Origin of the sequence: Acinetobacter sp. YH16032 (genome assembly GCF_013417345.1) — a bacterium.
Lineage (GTDB): Bacteria > Pseudomonadota > Gammaproteobacteria > Pseudomonadales > Moraxellaceae > Acinetobacter.
In genome coordinates this window covers 401,072-417,796 of record NZ_VPEE01000001.1, presented here as the reverse complement: position 1 = coordinate 417,796, position 16,725 = coordinate 401,072, and the positions used below count along the sequence as shown (strand labels likewise).

15 protein-coding genes and 1 riboswitch are annotated in these 16,725 nt (G+C 39.3%); of the genes, 2 read left to right on the top strand and 13 right to left on the bottom strand.

From position 1 onward, the window contains the following. Position 1: 1 nt before the first annotated feature. The 6 genes from FTV32_RS01985 to FTV32_RS01965 form a co-directional block, all read right to left on the bottom strand. Positions 2 to 1,018 (bottom strand): ABC transporter substrate-binding protein, encoded by a 1,017-nt coding sequence (locus FTV32_RS01985; RefSeq protein ID WP_180027740.1) that lies wholly within the window; start codon positions 1,016 to 1,018, stop codon positions 2 to 4. Continuing rightward, complete coding sequence (gene atzF, locus FTV32_RS01980; RefSeq protein ID WP_180027739.1) at positions 1,015 to 2,823, bottom strand: allophanate hydrolase; 1,809 nt, start codon at positions 2,821 to 2,823, stop codon at positions 1,015 to 1,017. The genes FTV32_RS01985 and atzF overlap by 4 nt, the downstream gene beginning before the upstream one ends. Positions 2,824 to 2,834: 11 nt before the next feature. Beyond that, a complete protein-coding gene (locus FTV32_RS01975; protein ID WP_035263841.1) occupies positions 2,835 to 3,278 on the bottom strand; it encodes a CopG family ribbon-helix-helix protein in 444 nt (147 codons plus the stop codon). Then, the gene (locus tag FTV32_RS17410; protein WP_257219874.1) at positions 3,271 to 3,396 is read right to left on the bottom strand and encodes a hypothetical protein; all 126 of its coding nucleotides are present in this window, start codon (positions 3,394 to 3,396) and stop codon (positions 3,271 to 3,273) included. The genes FTV32_RS01975 and FTV32_RS17410 overlap by 8 nt, the downstream gene beginning before the upstream one ends. A gap of 254 nt (positions 3,397 to 3,650) precedes the next feature. After that, the gene (locus tag FTV32_RS01970; RefSeq protein WP_180027738.1) at positions 3,651 to 4,283 is read right to left on the bottom strand and encodes an NAD(P)H-dependent oxidoreductase; all 633 of its coding nucleotides are present in this window, start codon (positions 4,281 to 4,283) and stop codon (positions 3,651 to 3,653) included. Between the two features lie 41 nt (positions 4,284 to 4,324). Next, on the bottom strand, positions 4,325 to 5,182 hold the full coding sequence (locus tag FTV32_RS01965) for an SDR family oxidoreductase (RefSeq protein ID WP_180027737.1): 858 nt from the start codon (positions 5,180 to 5,182) through the stop codon (positions 4,325 to 4,327). A gap of 128 nt (positions 5,183 to 5,310) precedes the next feature. Here FTV32_RS01965 and FTV32_RS01960 point away from each other — a divergent pair, with 128 nt between their 5' ends. After that, on the top strand, positions 5,311 to 5,688 hold the full coding sequence (locus FTV32_RS01960; RefSeq protein ID WP_180027736.1) for a helix-turn-helix domain-containing protein: 378 nt from the start codon (positions 5,311 to 5,313) through the stop codon (positions 5,686 to 5,688). Between the two features lie 351 nt (positions 5,689 to 6,039). Continuing rightward, positions 6,040 to 7,902, top strand: coding sequence for an AAA family ATPase (locus tag FTV32_RS01955; RefSeq protein ID WP_180027735.1), 1,863 nt, complete (start codon positions 6,040 to 6,042; stop codon positions 7,900 to 7,902). Positions 7,903 to 7,927: 25 nt separating this feature from the next. Here the strand turns inward: FTV32_RS01955 and uca are convergent, their stop codons facing one another. The 7 genes from uca to FTV32_RS01920 all read right to left on the bottom strand — a co-directional run bounded on the left by uca (position 7,928) and on the right by FTV32_RS01920 (position 16,636). Continuing rightward, positions 7,928 to 11,533: an urea carboxylase gene (uca, locus tag FTV32_RS01950; RefSeq protein ID WP_180027734.1), complete on the bottom strand. Its 3,606-nt coding sequence runs from the start codon at positions 11,531 to 11,533 to the stop codon at positions 7,928 to 7,930. A 1-nt stretch (position 11,534) separates the two neighbouring features. Then, entirely contained in the window at positions 11,535 to 12,188 is a 654-nt protein-coding gene (locus FTV32_RS01945; protein ID WP_180027733.1) for an urea amidolyase associated protein UAAP2, read from the bottom strand. A gap of 15 nt (positions 12,189 to 12,203) precedes the next feature. Further along, entirely contained in the window at positions 12,204 to 12,941 is a 738-nt protein-coding gene (locus FTV32_RS01940) for an urea amidolyase associated protein UAAP1 (RefSeq protein WP_180027732.1), read from the bottom strand. A gap of 28 nt (positions 12,942 to 12,969) precedes the next feature. Then, positions 12,970 to 13,081: riboswitch (guanidine-I (ykkC/yxkD leader) on the bottom strand. 220 nt (positions 13,082 to 13,301) lie between these two features. Further along, positions 13,302 to 13,862, bottom strand: coding sequence for a hypothetical protein (locus FTV32_RS01935; RefSeq protein WP_180027731.1), 561 nt, complete (start codon positions 13,860 to 13,862; stop codon positions 13,302 to 13,304). Positions 13,863 to 14,276: 414 nt separating this feature from the next. After that, on the bottom strand, positions 14,277 to 15,194 hold the full coding sequence (locus tag FTV32_RS01930) for a LysR family transcriptional regulator (protein WP_180027730.1): 918 nt from the start codon (positions 15,192 to 15,194) through the stop codon (positions 14,277 to 14,279). 103 nt (positions 15,195 to 15,297) lie between these two features. Then, complete coding sequence (locus FTV32_RS01925; RefSeq protein ID WP_180027729.1) at positions 15,298 to 16,098, bottom strand: sulfite exporter TauE/SafE family protein; 801 nt, start codon at positions 16,096 to 16,098, stop codon at positions 15,298 to 15,300. A 43-nt stretch (positions 16,099 to 16,141) separates the two neighbouring features. Further along, positions 16,142 to 16,636 (bottom strand): flavin reductase, encoded by a 495-nt coding sequence (locus FTV32_RS01920; protein WP_180027880.1) that lies wholly within the window; start codon positions 16,634 to 16,636, stop codon positions 16,142 to 16,144. Between the last annotated feature and the right edge of the window lie 89 nt (positions 16,637 to 16,725).

Here is a 16,725-nt window from a genome sequence, read left to right as displayed (position 1 = left end):
TTTATTTAAATGATTCAACCAATTTTGGATAAATCAGTCCATCAATATCTAATTTTACCGTATAAACTCCATTTTCAAGATTAAACTTATTAACATGATAAGTTGATCCATAAATAGAAGCTAAAGTTGAGGAGCGTTTAAATACCTTTTGATTTGCCTCAAGATCCAACAAATGTGTGCCTTGAATAAATTGTTCATATTGCTCAGGTTCAACACCAACACGCTTAGACATAATCATCAAAGCATCGTTTCTGGTCTCAGGATCTTGAATATATTTGACGGTTCGATCCCATACTTGCAGCACTTTTTTCCACTCTGCTTGATGCCTAGATAAATGCGTCATATTTACCGTCAACGTATCATAGATCAATCCTGGTTTATCTTGAGAACTATAGATGATTTTGGACCCAGCTACGCTTTTTAAAGCTTGATTTGCTACAGGTTGCCATACAGCGATGGCATCCACATCTGGGCTGCTAAACACTTGGGGTAATTCGTTGGTTGCTGCATTAATCAGTTTGATTTCATTGGCTGATATATTTTTATCTGAAAGTGCGGTATTCAATAAATTATGATCGACCAGCCCTTTTTCGACTGCAATCGTTTTACCCTTAAGATCTGCCACACTATGAATGCCCTCTTTTGCAAGAATGACATCATTCCCTGATGAATAATCAGTTGCTAAAATCATAATGCCACGCGTTCCACCTGAGGCGATGACCAAATTATCCCCATGAGAAACAGAAACCGCATCCAATTGGTTTGCTGCAAAAGCATTCATAGAGGCTGAATAATCAAACCATTTAAACTCTACGTTTAATCCAGCTTCTTTAAACCACCCTTTCTCAATAGCAACTTGCCATGCCACCCATCCTGGCCAATCACTGTAACCAATACGAATCGGTTGCATTGATTTTTCGGCTTGAGCATGTTGACTTGGTTCTGGAATTTTTGCGGTTTTATCACAACCCACGAATAACAGTGCAGTTCCAATGACTCCCCAGACCATCGTTTTCATTGCACCACCTCACCAATGCTCGTGCACTTAAATTTAGTATTGGTAAAATTTGAGGCTTGAATATAATCACGCCATCCACCAAAGTGACTGATATCAAGTGCATCTGCTAAAGCATGTTTTTCACATATAAAGCCTTTCACCCATGTTCCATCAATGAGTTGTACATTGCCAATACCAAGTGGTGCTGGGACTTCAGCAACAATGTCACCGAACAATGCTCTTGGTACATCCCACACTTCCACTTCAATAGAATGACCTGATGTATCTCGTTGTAGCCCCGGCTTAGGTGGCTGAGTATTTTTTAAAGCAAATAGTTTGTAATACGGCGCAGTACGCGTTTTTTTAACCAAGTTGGCTTGTCTGCTCGTTAACTGAAAATTCAGCGGCATGCCTGTGAGATGTGCTCCCACCACTGCCAATTTAACGGTGTGCTCAGATCCTATTGATTTATGAATTTGATAACCTTTCTCTGACGTTGCTAAATTTAATCCTGAAGTCGCTTGCCATTGCTGACCGAAGTGTGCCAAAGCTTGATCCATCCAAGCACCAGCAATTAAGGTGATACCACTTGGCAAACCATCATCACGGATGACATTCGGAAGTGCCAATGCAGATAAATCAGCAAAATTAACAAAATTGGTATAAGCCCCCATATGCGAATTCTTTTGGATCGGATCTGCTTCAACATCTGCAATGCGATAAATCGTAGGTGCGGTAGGCACCATCAACGCATCATAATTTTCTAATTGAAGATTGATCTGCCTAGCCCATTCTGCACGCTGATACTCATCTTGCATCACGTCTACAGCATTGAATTGATCAGCTTGATCAATAATTTGCTTAATTACTGGATGACATTGCTCACGTCGAACTTTTTGTTCGACTGCATGCGTACGCTCCGCAACCCATGAGCGGTTATATAATGCGGCAGCCAATTGGTTAAATACTGTGAAATCAATCTCTTCAACTTGAAATCCGAGCGATTTCATTCGAGCAATGGCTGTTTGAAATGCTTGCTCACTTTGAGTATCACCATAAAATTCTAAATGATCTGGGATTGCAATCTTCCCCTTCGAAAATTGTGTCGGAACTGTTCTCGGATGCTGTCTTGAATAAGCATCGGTCGCATCATAACCTTGCATCAATTGCGCTACTGTCCAAGCATCATCCACTTGAGTTGCAAAAATTGAGATTACATCAATACTTCGACATGCAGGGATTAAACCCGTTGCTGAAAACCAGCCTTTGGTTGGTTTGAGTCCGACAATATTATTGAAACCCGCGGGAACTCTGCCAGAACCTGCTGTATCAGTACCGAGGGCGAATGGTACACACCCATTTGCTACTGCAACCGCTGAGCCAGAGCTTGATCCACCGCTAATATAATCCAGATTGAAACTGTTTTTTACAGCCCCATAGGGTGAACGCACGCCAACCAATCCCGTGGCAAATTGATCTAGATTGGTCTTGCCCACCACGATTGCACCAGCAGATTTAAGCTTAGCCACTACGGTTGCATCTTGCATTGCTAAATAAGCAGCATCTGGACACGCCGCAGTGGTATAGAATCCAGCAACATCAATATTGTCTTTGACAGCAAATGGCACACCATATAACGGAAGATCAGCGATATCCTGATGGGCTAATGCATCAATCTGCGCCTGTATTTGCTCGGCACTGGCTATTGAAATCCAAGCGTGATCATCATTGGAGAATTCAGCAACATAACGCTTCAAATCATTCAGTTGAATAGTTTGATTTGCATAAGCCTGTTGCCAATCTTGTATAGTCCATAATGTCTGCACGACGGTGCTCCTTATACGTGTTCCGAATTTTGAGGAATAGGTGGCATGACTGCATCCATCAGCTCTAAATGCCCCTTAATTACCCCTTTTAATGCTTTAAATTGCTCACTTATGGCTTTTAGGTCACTGCTGACCCCTTGCATCAACATCACCTGCATGACTTTGTCATCATCTAATTGGATATGTAGTGAACTAATCACCTGAGTCAAAAACTGTTGCTGTAAATCAATAAGTTGTGTTCTTAATGGCTTTAAACTGACGTCATACAATAAGGTTAAAGTACCGACCATGACTTCATTGCGGCTAACAAGGTCATTGATCAAATGGTGGTTAATCATGTCAACAATGGCTTGAGATCGGCTTTCATAATGTTGATCTACAATTTTTTGATCCATAGCCTGCAATGTATTTTCAGGTAAAGTGATGCTGATCCGCGCCAGCTTCTGTTTAGGCACGTTTGAGCTCCTTAGGTTTTTGAGATTGTTGTAGGTGTAAACCGGCACGGACACTCATCAGTTCAATGAAGAATTGAAGGATGGGATGCTTCGATTGTTTGGATTGATTTGTAGTCATCTGCAGCACCTCTAGGTATTACAAAAAAAAGAATTGGTAATACTTAGTAAATGCAGAAAACGTGCCAAAACTTTTCTTGAGATATATAAAAGAGGGCTAGGAAAAAAGTCGTCGAAAAGATTCAAAAATGTGCATGAATCAAAATTGTGCACTTGATTTGTTCAATGTTCAGAAATGCAAAAAGACCGCCTTTCTGGAGATAGACGGTCAACTCGAATGGTTATTATTTTGTCTTCTTATTCTAATGAAATACTTTACTGGATATCAGTGACGAACTCCTCACGCGGAATACGGAATTTCTTCAATCCAATTAACCAATCTTTTTCTGGATTACGGCGACCTAGTGCCAATAGCACCACAGACTTTAAGCCTTTTTCTTTTAAACCTAATAATTCATCCAGACCGTCTTTATCAAAACCTTCCATTGGCGTTGCATCTACACCTAACTCAGCTGCTGCCGCAATTGCCATACCAAAACCAATATGAGCCTGTTTTGCAGTATGGTGGTATTGCTGCTCTTCAGTAAACGTCGAGAACAGGTTCTTTAAGTTTTGCACCACATCCATGGTCGTATCTAAAGGTAAATGACGCTCACGATTCATGGCGTTATAGCGTTCATCGATACGCTCGTCTGGAATCGTATCCCAAGCCGTAAATACCAAAAGATGCGATGACTGGGTAATTTGCGGTTGATTCAATGCAACTGGTGAAATTTTTTCTTTAAGTTCTTGGTTGCTGATCGAGATAATATGGAACGGTTGTAAGCCCGCTGAGGTCGGTGCTAAACGCGCAGCTTCAAGAGTTTGATCGACTAATTCTTGCGGTAGTTTTTCACCAGTCATTTGTTTGGTTGCATAACGCCACTGTAAAGCTTCTAATAATTTCATGTATTTACCTATAATGTTTAAATGTAAATATTTTTAATTCTTTAAGCGTATAAACTCGCCAACATTGATTTGAGTGGTTGGCTTGGACGACCTAAAAGTTTTTCTAAATCTTGGCTTTGAACTTCATACTGTTGATGTTTAATATCTACGACTGTGCCATGTGTGAGATAGATCAGAAATTCGGGCAAACCGATTCTTTTTAACAACTGTTGATAGGCTTCTTCAGTGAGATCGTGATATTCCACTGGTATTGTTTTGAGTTGACTTAGCTCATCAGCAATATCTTGATAGCTATAAGTTTGGCTGCCGACTAACTCATAGACCTTATTCTCATGATCATTTTGAATTAAGGCATTTGCTATTGCTTCTCCTAACTCTGCTCTTAACACATAAGGTACTTTCCCCGCACCTCCAGAGAGCTGGATGCCTGTATCGATAACTCCTTCACCGATAATTTGTGGAATCGCTTCTGCATACATGGTGTTGCGTAGGAGTGTATATTTCAGTCCGCTTGCTTTGAGGTAATCTTCAGTTTGAAAATGACTGATCATCAAATCCTTCACTGCTGAATTTTCAATATTTTGAATGGATAAACCTGTGTAATACACATGTTGAATACCTGCTTCACGCGCAGCATCGATGACATTCTTATGTTGTTCAAAGCGATTCATTTCCATCGTTGAAATGAGAAGTAACTTGTCGATACCCTGAAAGGCTTTGATCAAACTTTCAGGTTGATTGAAATCTCCTTCACGCACTTCAATATGTTCGTTGACATAAGGTTTGGCTTTTTCTAAGTTTCTCGCCAATACAGCAAATTCATTGTTTTGTAGCTGTTGCTTTAATTGTTGCACTACACTTCGCCCTAAATGGCCAGTAGCACCAGTAACTAAAATCATTCAATAACCTTGGATTATTTTTGCAATGATGTAATTTATAGGCGAGTTAAAAAACGAGATCACTATACTGTTGTATAGTGAATTTAGGATTTCATTTGATTAAATTTTATGACGAGATGGGAGGATAGATGGCTGATTTTATGAAAGAGAATGCTGAAACATTAAGCGAAGATGACCAATGTAATTTGATGTTTATTGTGGCGCTTAAAAATGCCATGAACGTCATTAATGGCAAATGGAAACTTGCGATTGTTGCAACCATGATTAAACAGCCACGCCGTTTTAATGAGATTGAACGTCTGCTGCAAGGCATTACACCCAGAATGATTTCTAAAGAGCTTAAAGAACTTGAATTGAACAATGTTGTTGAAAAAATTGAATCTGTTGATGAAATTACGGGTAAAATGACCTCAATGTATGATCTGACGCCATCAGGTCGTGGCCTAGAAAAGTTGATGGTGCAAATGGCGGTTTGGGGACAAGAGCATAAAGAGAGTTTGAAATAATTATATTTTTTATTGATCGAATCAAGGCGGTCTAAGTCTAAGACCAGTACCACAATTTTTGCATCAATAACTTGATAAACCAAACAATAATCTGCTGATCATAGTTTTACTTTATACAAATCGACTGATTCACTGAATTTTTCTTGGGATTTTGGGACTGTCTAAAATTGTCTCGAGCTTACGAATAAGCTGTTCTGCAATTTGTGGATTAAGTTCATCGAACTTTTTAGAGACCTTTTATTAGATCATTAACTGGTAAAATAAAATTTATCTTTTAATATATAAAACAAAATGTTATCTTAAATTTGATTTTTTTTAATCTAAAAATCCTAACAAAAGTATTTTATTATTATGAAATTAATAGCAATTAAATTAGAAAATTTTAGGGGTTATCAAGGTGTAAATCTGATAAATATTGATTCTAAATTAACAGGAATCATTGGGAAAAATGATGCGGGTAAATCGACTATTTTAGAAGCACTAGATATTTTCTTTGAGAACTCTTCTTTGGATAAGAGTGATAAATGTGTCAATTGTACCGAAGATGATAATGTTTCAATAACATGTATTTTTGATGATAATCCAACCTCTATAATACTTGATGCTACATCTGTCACAACTTTACAAGATGAACATTTACTAAATTTAGATGGATACTTAGAAATAAAAAAAACTTTTCGTATAAGCCAGAAAGTATCAACTGACTTATGTCTGATTGCCAACTATCCAAATAATAGTGGCTTAGATAATTTGATAATTTTGAAAAATGCAGAGTTAAAAGCATTGCTTAAGGTAAAAAATCTAGATATATCCCAAGTTCAAGACCAAAGATCTAATACCTCCTTAAGACAATATTTATTCCAATCAGAACATCTTACCTTTCAGCTTAAAGAAATTCCATTAAATAAAGAAGATGCAAAAAATGTTTGGGATGCCCTAAAAAACTTCTTACCTATTTATGCTTTATTCAAATCAGACCGCAATAGTAGTGACCAAGATAGTGAAGTCCAAGATCCAATGAAACTGGCAATTCGACATGCATTATCTGAAATTCAACCACAATTACAAGCTATTCAGGAGCATATCAAAACAAAAGTTGAAGATGTTGCGGGAAGAACTTTGGAAAAACTATCAGAAATGGATTCAGCATTAGCGAGAGATTTGATTCCAGATTTTTCAAAAGAACCTAAATGGGAGTCTATTTTTTCAATGGCTTTAGCCTCTGAACAAGGTATTCCTGTCAATAAAAGAGGAAGCGGAGTAAGAAGATTAATTCTCCTAAACTTTTTTAGAGCCGAAGCAGAGAAAAAATTTCGAGAGGCAGATGGTCGCTCAATTATTTATGCTATTGAAGAACCTGAAACCTCACAACATCCAGATTATCAGGAGATGCTAATAAAAGCTCTTCTAGATTTATCCATATTGCCCAAAACTCAAATATTAGTAACTACTCATACCCCAGCCTTAGCAGGCTTGATGCCTCTAACCAGTTTAAGATACATAACTAAAGATGAGGAAAATCAACATGTAATTGCTCATGCTGATCGCAATGATATTTTAAAATCAATCAGTGAAGATTTAGGTATTCATCCTTTTGGTAATATTTCTAATCCTCAATGTCGAGGATATATCTTTGTTGAGGGTGTATCTGATGTAGTGTTTTTAAAACACATATTTGCAAAATATGCAGAAAGTCGATTAATTCAAAAAGATTATATCGCTGAATTAGATGTACAACTTTTAATAAGTGGTGGTAGTGATAATTTAAAACATTGGGTTAATTATAAGTTAATTGAATCACTTCAAAAACCTTGGGCTGTCTTTTTTGATTCAGATGATGATGGTCAAAACTGTCAAAAACATCAACAAAATTTAGCTATAAAAGCAAAATACCCTAATATAATTTTTCATTTAACACGTAAAAGAGAATGTGAAAACTACTTGCATCCAAACCTGATACTTAGATTAACTAACAATGAAGTCAATCACTTACCTGATGACTTTTCTGATCAAAAGATAATATTACAACCATTATTGTTACCATTTAAGACTGTTAAACAAACTAATATGATTGAAAAACTATGGCATTTAACAACATGCGATGAAATTATAGAAAGCTGTACAGATGCACAGGGAAATAATGAATTCCTTCAATTCATTAATAGAATTGAGGAAAAGTTTGGTTTAATTGAACCAGAAAAAAAGACCGCCTAAGCGGTCTTTTTTTATATCGCACTTATCAAGCCACAGGCGCCAACGTAAACAACACCTGCCCCGTTTTCACCGTTTGCCCTTTTTCAATGCTAATCGCTTCAACCTTCATACGCTCAGGCGCAAGAATCGGAATCTCAATCTTCATCGCTTCAATCACGGCAAGCGTAGCGCCTTCTTCCACAATATCGCCTGACTGACATTCAATTTTCCAAATTGAACCCGGCATATGCGATTCCACCGCACAGCCCCCTTCAGGTACTTCAACCCCTTCACCATCATCGACTGCATCCAGGCTTTCAGACACATATTCTGCAAGACCTGCCTCATGCCAGCGACGACGTTCCGCATCAAAATTGGCTTGTTGCACAGACTTAAATGCTGAAATGGATGCTTGGTTTTCCGTTAAGAAGTCGTTGTACTCTTTTAAGTTCAAGACACCTTCTTCAATACGAAGTTTTAGGCGCCCAGCTTTAAAGTCCTCACGCATCTGCATCAGTTCTTCTTCAGACACTTCATAAAACTTAATTTGGTCAAAGAAGCGCAGTAACCACGGTTTGCCTTGTTTAAAGTCGGCATTTTTACGGTAACGAGACCACATTTGCGTGGTACGACCGACAAACTGATAGCCCCCCGGACCTTCCATGCCATAGACACACATATAGGCACCGCCAATGCCTACAGCATTTTCAGGGGTCCATGTCCGTGCTGGGTTATATTTGGTGGTGACTAAACGCTGACGTGGATCAAGTGGTGTTGCTACAGGTGCTCCCAAATACACATCGCCTAAGCCCATCACCAAATAACTTGCGTCATATACCACGTCTTTCACGGCTTGTTTATCTTTCAAGCCATTAATACGACGGATAAATTCGATATTGTCAGGGCACCATGGTGCATCTGGACGCACAGTTTGCATATAGCGTTCGGTTGCCAATTGGGTTTGTGAATCTTCCCAAGCAAGTGGTAAATACACGGTACGAGATGGGACTTGCATCTCGGTCACATCAGGCAATTCAGCTTCAGCCACTTGTAATAAACGCAGTAAATCAAGTTGATCGATTTTTAATGAGTCAAAGTGAATTTGTAGCGAACGAATGCCCGGTGTCAGGTCGATAATGCCCTGAATATTTTGCTTTTGGACCCATTGCATGAGGGCATGAATACGGAAACGTAAGTTTAGATCCAGCACCAACTCGCCATATTCCACCAACATGTAGTTGTTACCCGCAGGACGATACACCACATCAGGTGAACCATTTTCGCCTTTTAATACATCTAACACGGCATTTTTTAAGGTTGCGAGTTCAGGATAGAATGACTCATCAAATGCCACAGCTTGCGTATCTGAAGCTTTTAATTGCGCATGATATTTTTCATTTAAGAGTTTAGCTTGGTGATAGCTCACAGGGACAAATTTTACTTTATCACCGGCTTTAAGCTGACCGAGTTTCCATAGTTCGGAATGAATCACCACTGCAGGACAAACAAAACCACCGAGACTTGGACCATCTGGACCGAGAATAATCGGCATATCACCCGTGAAGTCGATAGCACCAATCGCATAGGCATTGTCATGAATATTCGATGGATGCAAACCAGCTTCACCACCATCTTCACGTGCCCATTCCGGTTTTGGACCAATTAAACGGATACCGGTCCGGCTCGAGTTAAAGTGAATCTCAAAAGTATTGGCAAAGAAAGTATCAATGTCATTTTTGGTAAAGAAATCAGGCGCACCATGTGGGCCATACATCACTGCAATTTCCCATTCATGGCTAAATGAAGGCACTTGTTCAGGTGCAAGAGCTTTAATTTCATCGCTTGTGAATGCTGTAATTGGGAGCATATCGCCAATCAGTAAGTTACGCCCGGCATGACCACCAAACTGACCCAAGGTAAAAGTCGCTTGTGAGCCGAGATATTCAGGCACATTCAGACCACCTTTGATGCCGATATAGGTGCGGCAACCTGTTGTAGTTTTGCCACATTTTAAAATCTGACCTTTACGCACATTGATGGTTTGCCACATTGGCACAGCTTCGCCATCTAGTGTTGATGGCATATCGCCACCGGCAAGCACAATTTGACTGTCACAATGGAATTTTAACGTTGGACCTTGTAGCGTACATTCTAAGCCTGCAGTGTTATACGCATTGCCAAGCAATTGGTTCGCAACATTGAGTGATAATGGATCTATCGCACCTGATGGTGGCACACCAACATCCCAGTAGCCCAAACGTCCTGTAACATCTTGCACAGCAGTTTGAATGCCAGCTTGTAACACTTCAATCTTTTGGGTTTTCCATTCAAAAGTATTTAAGAAACGTGTGGTTTGTGTCCCTGCTTTAAACACATCACAGTCGATAATGTTTTGTAAATATTCAAGATTGGTTTCAATCCCTGCAACTGAAGTTTTCGCCAAAGTATCCGTCATGGCTTGAATCGCAGAAGCACGATCGCCTGCTGTGACAATGATTTTAGCAATCATCGGGTCATAGAATGACGATACATTCGAGCCTGTTTCTACCCATGTTTCATTACGGGCATTAGCATCAAACTCAACATGTGTCAGTAAACCGGCACTTGGTTGGAAGTTTTTGATTGGGTCTTCAGCATATAAACGTACTTGAATTGAATGCCCTTTTGATTCGAGTTTTTCAGTAGGTGCAGTCCAATCACCGCTGGCCAAGGTGACCATCCATTCGACCAAGTCCACACCAAAGACTTGCTCAGTCACGCCATGTTCCACTTGTAGACGGGTATTCACTTCCAAGAAATAGAATTCTTGGGTGTCTGTATCCATCACAAATTCAACCGTACCTGCAGAACGATAGTTCACCGACTGCATCAATTGAATGGCAACATTTTGGATGTAGGCACGCTGTTCATCATTGATATGCGGTGCTGGGGTCTCCTCAATCACTTTTTGGTTACGACGTTGTACCGAACAATCACGCTCACCGAGTGCAATCACTTGACCTTGACCATCACCAAAAATTTGCACTTCAATATGACGAGCATTTTGCACGAATTTTTCAAGATACAAACCGGCATCTTTAAAGTTGGCTTGAGCTAAATAGGATACGGTTGCATAGGCATCTTTCAGTTCAGCTTCATTCCATACCAAGCGCATGCCGATCCCACCGCCACCTGCGGTACTTTTTAGCATCACAGGATAGCCAATACGATTAGCCTCAAGCAGTACTTCAGCCTCATCCGCCAATAACTGACTACCTGGAAGTAACGGTACTTTGGCTTGAATCGCAAGTTCACGTGCCGTGTGTTTCAGACCAAAGGCACGCATTTGTGCTGAATTTGGCCCAATAAAAGCAATGCCTTGTGATTCACAAAGATCACAGAATTCAGCATTTTCAGACAAGAAGCCATAACCCGGATGAATGGCTTGTGCGCCGGTTTGTTTAGCTACCTCTAAGATTTTTTCAACGTTTAAGTAGCTTTGGCTGGCGGGTGCCTCACCGATATACACCGCTTCATCCGCTAAAGTCACATGCAGTGAATCACGATCGGCCTCTGAATAGACTGCAACCGATTGGATGCCTAATTTTTTTAGGGTACGAATGACACGACACGCAATTGCACCACGGTTGGCGATTAAAACTTTATTAAACATGTTATGCGTCCTCGCCTTCACGGATGATCAATTGAATTTTAGTTGGGTTGTAAGCATTACAAGGGTTATTCAGTTGTGGGCAGTTAGAGATCAGCACGATCAAATCCATTTCCGCTTTAATTTCCACATATTTACCCGGTGCCGAAATACCATCATCAAACTTTAGATGACCCTCACTTGTGACGGGTACATTCATAAAGAAGTTAATATTTGGACCGATGTGACGCACATTTAAGCCGTGTTTTTTGGCAATTGGATGCTGAGACAATGCAATCATGAAATTGTTACGGCAACTATGCATTGGATATTTGTCATGTGCATAACGAACCGTGTTACTTTCACATGAACAAGCACCGCCTAAAGTGTCATGGCGACCGCAGTTATCATCATTGATAGTGGCAATTTTATTGCCAAAGTTGGTGTATAAGGCTGTGCCTTTTTCTAAATAAATCTGCTGATTAATGGCTAAAGTATCGGTTGCGCTATAACGCTCTTCAGAGTTTGAAGCCGAGATAAAGAGCGTATCCACCGCTTGATTGCCTTCTAAATCCACAATACGAAAATATTGCCCTTTTTTGACTTCGCACATCCATGCTTCACCGGCAGGACAAACTTCGCTTAAAACTGATTTTTCTAATTTCACTAAAGCTGTCATGTTGTATCCTCCAAATTAAGCGCTGAGTGCGTAGTAACGATTATTGTTTTGAAATGCACGCTGATTTTGCGGGCATGAATCACGACATACATCGCTGTCGCTTAAAGGAAGTGCTTTGTATAAAGACAATTGAACATCGGCAGGCGCATATTCTGTGCTGTTATCTAAAGCATGCGGTGCAGAGGATAAAAACACCAAGCAATCCATTTCAAAGCGCAGTTCAATCACTTGATCGCTATTGTCAGATGCCACATAGCTGAGATTGCCATGGTCATCCGGTTGAACTTTAGAAAACAAATTTAAAGTACTGCTGAGGTCTGTTGCAGATAAACCAAACTTGGTCATTTCGAGCAATAACGAATCTTTGCCGTTACGGTACATGTCGTTGCGTGCATCTTGAAATGTTTTTGAACCAAATTGTTGTTCAATATGCTGTGCATTGCTTGGTGCACAAAATGCATCATTCCAACCGTGGTCATCTTTGACAATGGAAACCATCGCGCGACCAAGATCAGACGCAAGGATATGCCCTGTGCTTAAAAATGCCGTATGTTGCCCTTTTAAGCTGTCTGGCATGTTGTAGCGTTCGAGTTTGTCTTCGCTATTGACGCAGTACAATGCCACATTGGCATTTTTGCCTAAGGATTTAAGTTGTAATACTGCGCCACGCTGAATGCGTGCTGACCAGTGATGTCCACCCGGTAAACGTTCTGTCCAAAGGACTTGATCTTCGTGATAAGTTATTGTGCTCATATGCATCTGCCCCAATCTTCTACGGTTTACCTCCCGGGCTTTTATCCCTCCGTGTAGCTTGAGCTTGCAACTTAAGCCGTGAACTCTCGGTCGCAGACGTACATGAAATTTCATGTATCGGAACCCTAGATCACTTTATGATGATGTAGATAGATGCAAAGGCTGTGCCAAAGTAATACTTTTTGGTGTTTTAGTATTACTATCGCTTGATATATAACATTTCTCTTAGCGCTGATTGTATTGAACGGAACTTAATTGAAGTAAACCTGTTGAATCAGTCGGAGTAAAGAATACTCGGTAAGCACCGAAATTAACCTGCGTGCAATTTTTTTGTGCAAAGAAAAAAGCTAACACATGATTCTATTTTGTTTGTTTTGAGCGGTTATTTTCTGATTGCTTAAGTAGGTTTAGACTCTGATTGATATCACGCACAGTGATTAACTTAAAAATCATAACTAAGCTTCCAAGTGCTACGAACAAAAGAAATACAAGTAAAATGATTAAAGTCATCCCTGTGTTTAATGCGCTATCTGAGGTATAACGAGCTAAAAACCAAGTAAAATTTGAAAATATAAAAAAAGCTAAGGAACCGGTGACGGTATATAGAGCACCATACGCTAACCCTTTAAAGACTAATTCCCGTTCTGAATAAATACATTGAATTTCTCCATTTTCAACTTTAAAAAATTTCCATGTAGTGCGAAGGGACTTCACTAAGTAAAAATAGTAATCTGCATATTTGCGTATAAGTATATCGGTTAAAAATGAAGGAATCTCGACACCGCTATTGAGTTGATCACTGGCAATTTTCTTCAAAAAAGGATCTATTGTTTTATTCGGGCTTACAGAGATAAATTCTCGAATGTAAAAAGATGCAGCCTCATATAAATTTTTATTTTCATTAAAACTTTTCAGACTCACAAAATACGTTTTTCAACCGTAAAAGACAGCGACGATACCTATAAGCGTCGTACAAATAATCGAAAATAAGCTGAGATAGTCTGAGACTGAAAATGAAGGTATGAGTTGTATCATGGATATAATCTTAAATTTATAAAGTATTGAGTTTTATAATTAAAAAAACCACTTAGATAAATGACCAAAATAATGGACAATGGACTGAGATCAAATCGTTTACTTTCTACAAACAAATGATAAGTCCAATGTCTCGATGTCAGACATCACTCTTAGTTAAAAAAGTATAATCTAAAGCAAAAAATTCGTCTTCATACAAATAATAGCGACTATCTAATTTTCATTTTAACTTTGCTCATTATTAATATGAAAATTCATTCGAGGTTCAATCTTCACTTTATTCAGAATGATTAAACTTTCTTACATATAATAAAGTTTTCTTGATTCTGAAAATTTAGCTAATTTTTTTATAAATGAATCGAAATAATCTTTTTCCTTATCTTCAGTTCGAAAACCTGCATATAAAGTACGCCTTAACCCCTCTGGTGCAACGCAATCTAGGCGACGTGAAGTGACCCACCCTTTGGTTTCATATTCGTTTACCACCCAATCTGGTAAAGCTGCGATTCCACGCCCACTTGCGACTAACTGAATCAGCATCTGGGTCAGATCTGTGGTTCGAATATTTTTTGGAAGAATATTTGCAGGAATGAACAACTTCGACATGATATCTAAACGATGTTTGTCTACTGGAAATGTAATCAGCGTTTCTTCAGCTAAATCTTGAACAGTAATGTTTTTTGCACGTACCAAAGGATGTGTTGTAGATAAAACAAGTCGTGATTCATATTCAAATACTGGGAAATATTCAACTCCTTTTAATGCAATTGGGTCTGCAGTAATCAACAAATCAAATTCGCCATTTTGTAGCAATTCATGAGGATTTGCTTCAAACCCTGATGCAAAATCTAAATCAACATCAGGATATTGGTTTCGATACTGATTTAATATCGGCATGAGCCAATCAAAACAACTATGGCATTCTGAAGAAAATGTAATTCTACCAGTTTGCCCATGGATAATACGCGTGATATCGCTTTGAGCAATCTGAACTTGCGGTAAAATTTCATCCGCTAACTGCAACAGTCTTAAACCAACATTAGAAAAAGTAATTGGCCTCGTCTTGCGGTTGACGACTTCAACCCCCATCCACTGATCAAGCTCACGTAACTGATGAGATACGGCTGAAGGTGTAATGCAGAGATCACTCGCTGCAGCGACTAAAGAGCCATGCTCTCTCAAAGCCAATAGCATTTTCAAATGTTTTAGTTCGATCATATGGGAAAAAACTCAAATCATGATCCCTCTAGGGACATATTAAAATCTTCGCTTTAGCCCACATTAAGTGAGCTATCTAGGCTGATAAGACATTTGGGTGAAATTAAATCAATCCTTTTACAAGGAAGATACTTCCTATGATAACCAACAAGACAGCGAAACATTTCTTTAACATTGCTGGCGATAAGGCATGTGCAGTTTTGGCACCAAATTTTGCTGTTATAAAACTCATCACACTAATGCCAATGAAAGCATAAATATGAACATACCCGATGGTATTCGGCACATTGATCTCAGCAGTCATACCAAAAACCATAAACCCTATAGCACCAGCTAGAGCTATTGGTAATCCACAAGCAGCAGATGTACCGACAGACTTTTGCATCACCACCCCATAACGATTCAGATATGGAACGGTCAGACTACCACCACCTATTCCAAAGAGTGCCGATGCAATCCCAATGACACTACCTGCTGCAACTTGCTGACTTGATGAAGGAAGAGCCATTGTTGAATTAACTGCTTTGTTCGAGCCTGTAAACATAGTATACGCCACCCAAATCAAAAATAAGCCGACCATGATTTGAAGATGTAATCCCGGTAACAAACCAGCAATTCCAGCACCTGCAAAACAGCCGATGGCCATGGGTGGAGCTAAATTTTTAAATACAGGCCATAGCACAGCACCATTTTTATGGTGTGCCATTAATGAGCTAATCGAAGTGACAACGATTGTTGCTAAAGATGTTCCTAGTGCCAGATGCATAATGACATCAGGATCATAACCCATTTGGGTAAAGACAATAAAAAGTAGTGGCACAATAATCGTACCACCGCCTACACCAAACAGCCCAGCCGCAAAACCAGCAAATGCACCGATGATTAAAAAGGTTATAAGTTCCACAATAGACTAACTTTTAAAAAGATGAAGGGATTAAGGGGTTGAGTTAAGCGTGTTCCAACTGACCCACTTGATGATAAGCACGGTTAAAGTACACCAAACTTTCTTCTTGATTACTTTGCTTTACTGCAGTCACACGGCATAAAAAAATACTATGTGTACCGACTTGTTGAATATTCTCAATCTCGCAATCAAAACTGACTAAAGCATCTTCTAAAATCGGCGACCCAGTTTTTAAATCAATCCAATCACCTAGTCTGAAACGATCTTCTGAGCTGAGCTTGCTTGAAGCAAAAGCATTCGAAAGCTGTTCATGCTGAGTACTCAGTACGTTTACAGCTAAGATTTTATTTTCAACAAAATGTACATGTGAACGAGAGGACTGATTCATACAGACTAATAGTGTTGGCGGAGTATCTGTGACACTACATACCGCAGATGCAGTAAAGCCATGCATCCCTGCTTCGCCTGTGGTTGTAATCACATTTACCGCAGTTGTAAGTAAAGACATTGCATTTCTAAAGTCTGTTGCTTCAATCATCTCTTTCATCTCAAATATACATATGACGTGTCGTACATTAGACAGAACAAATGATCTTGCGACGATTTGCCCTGATTAATACAAGACTA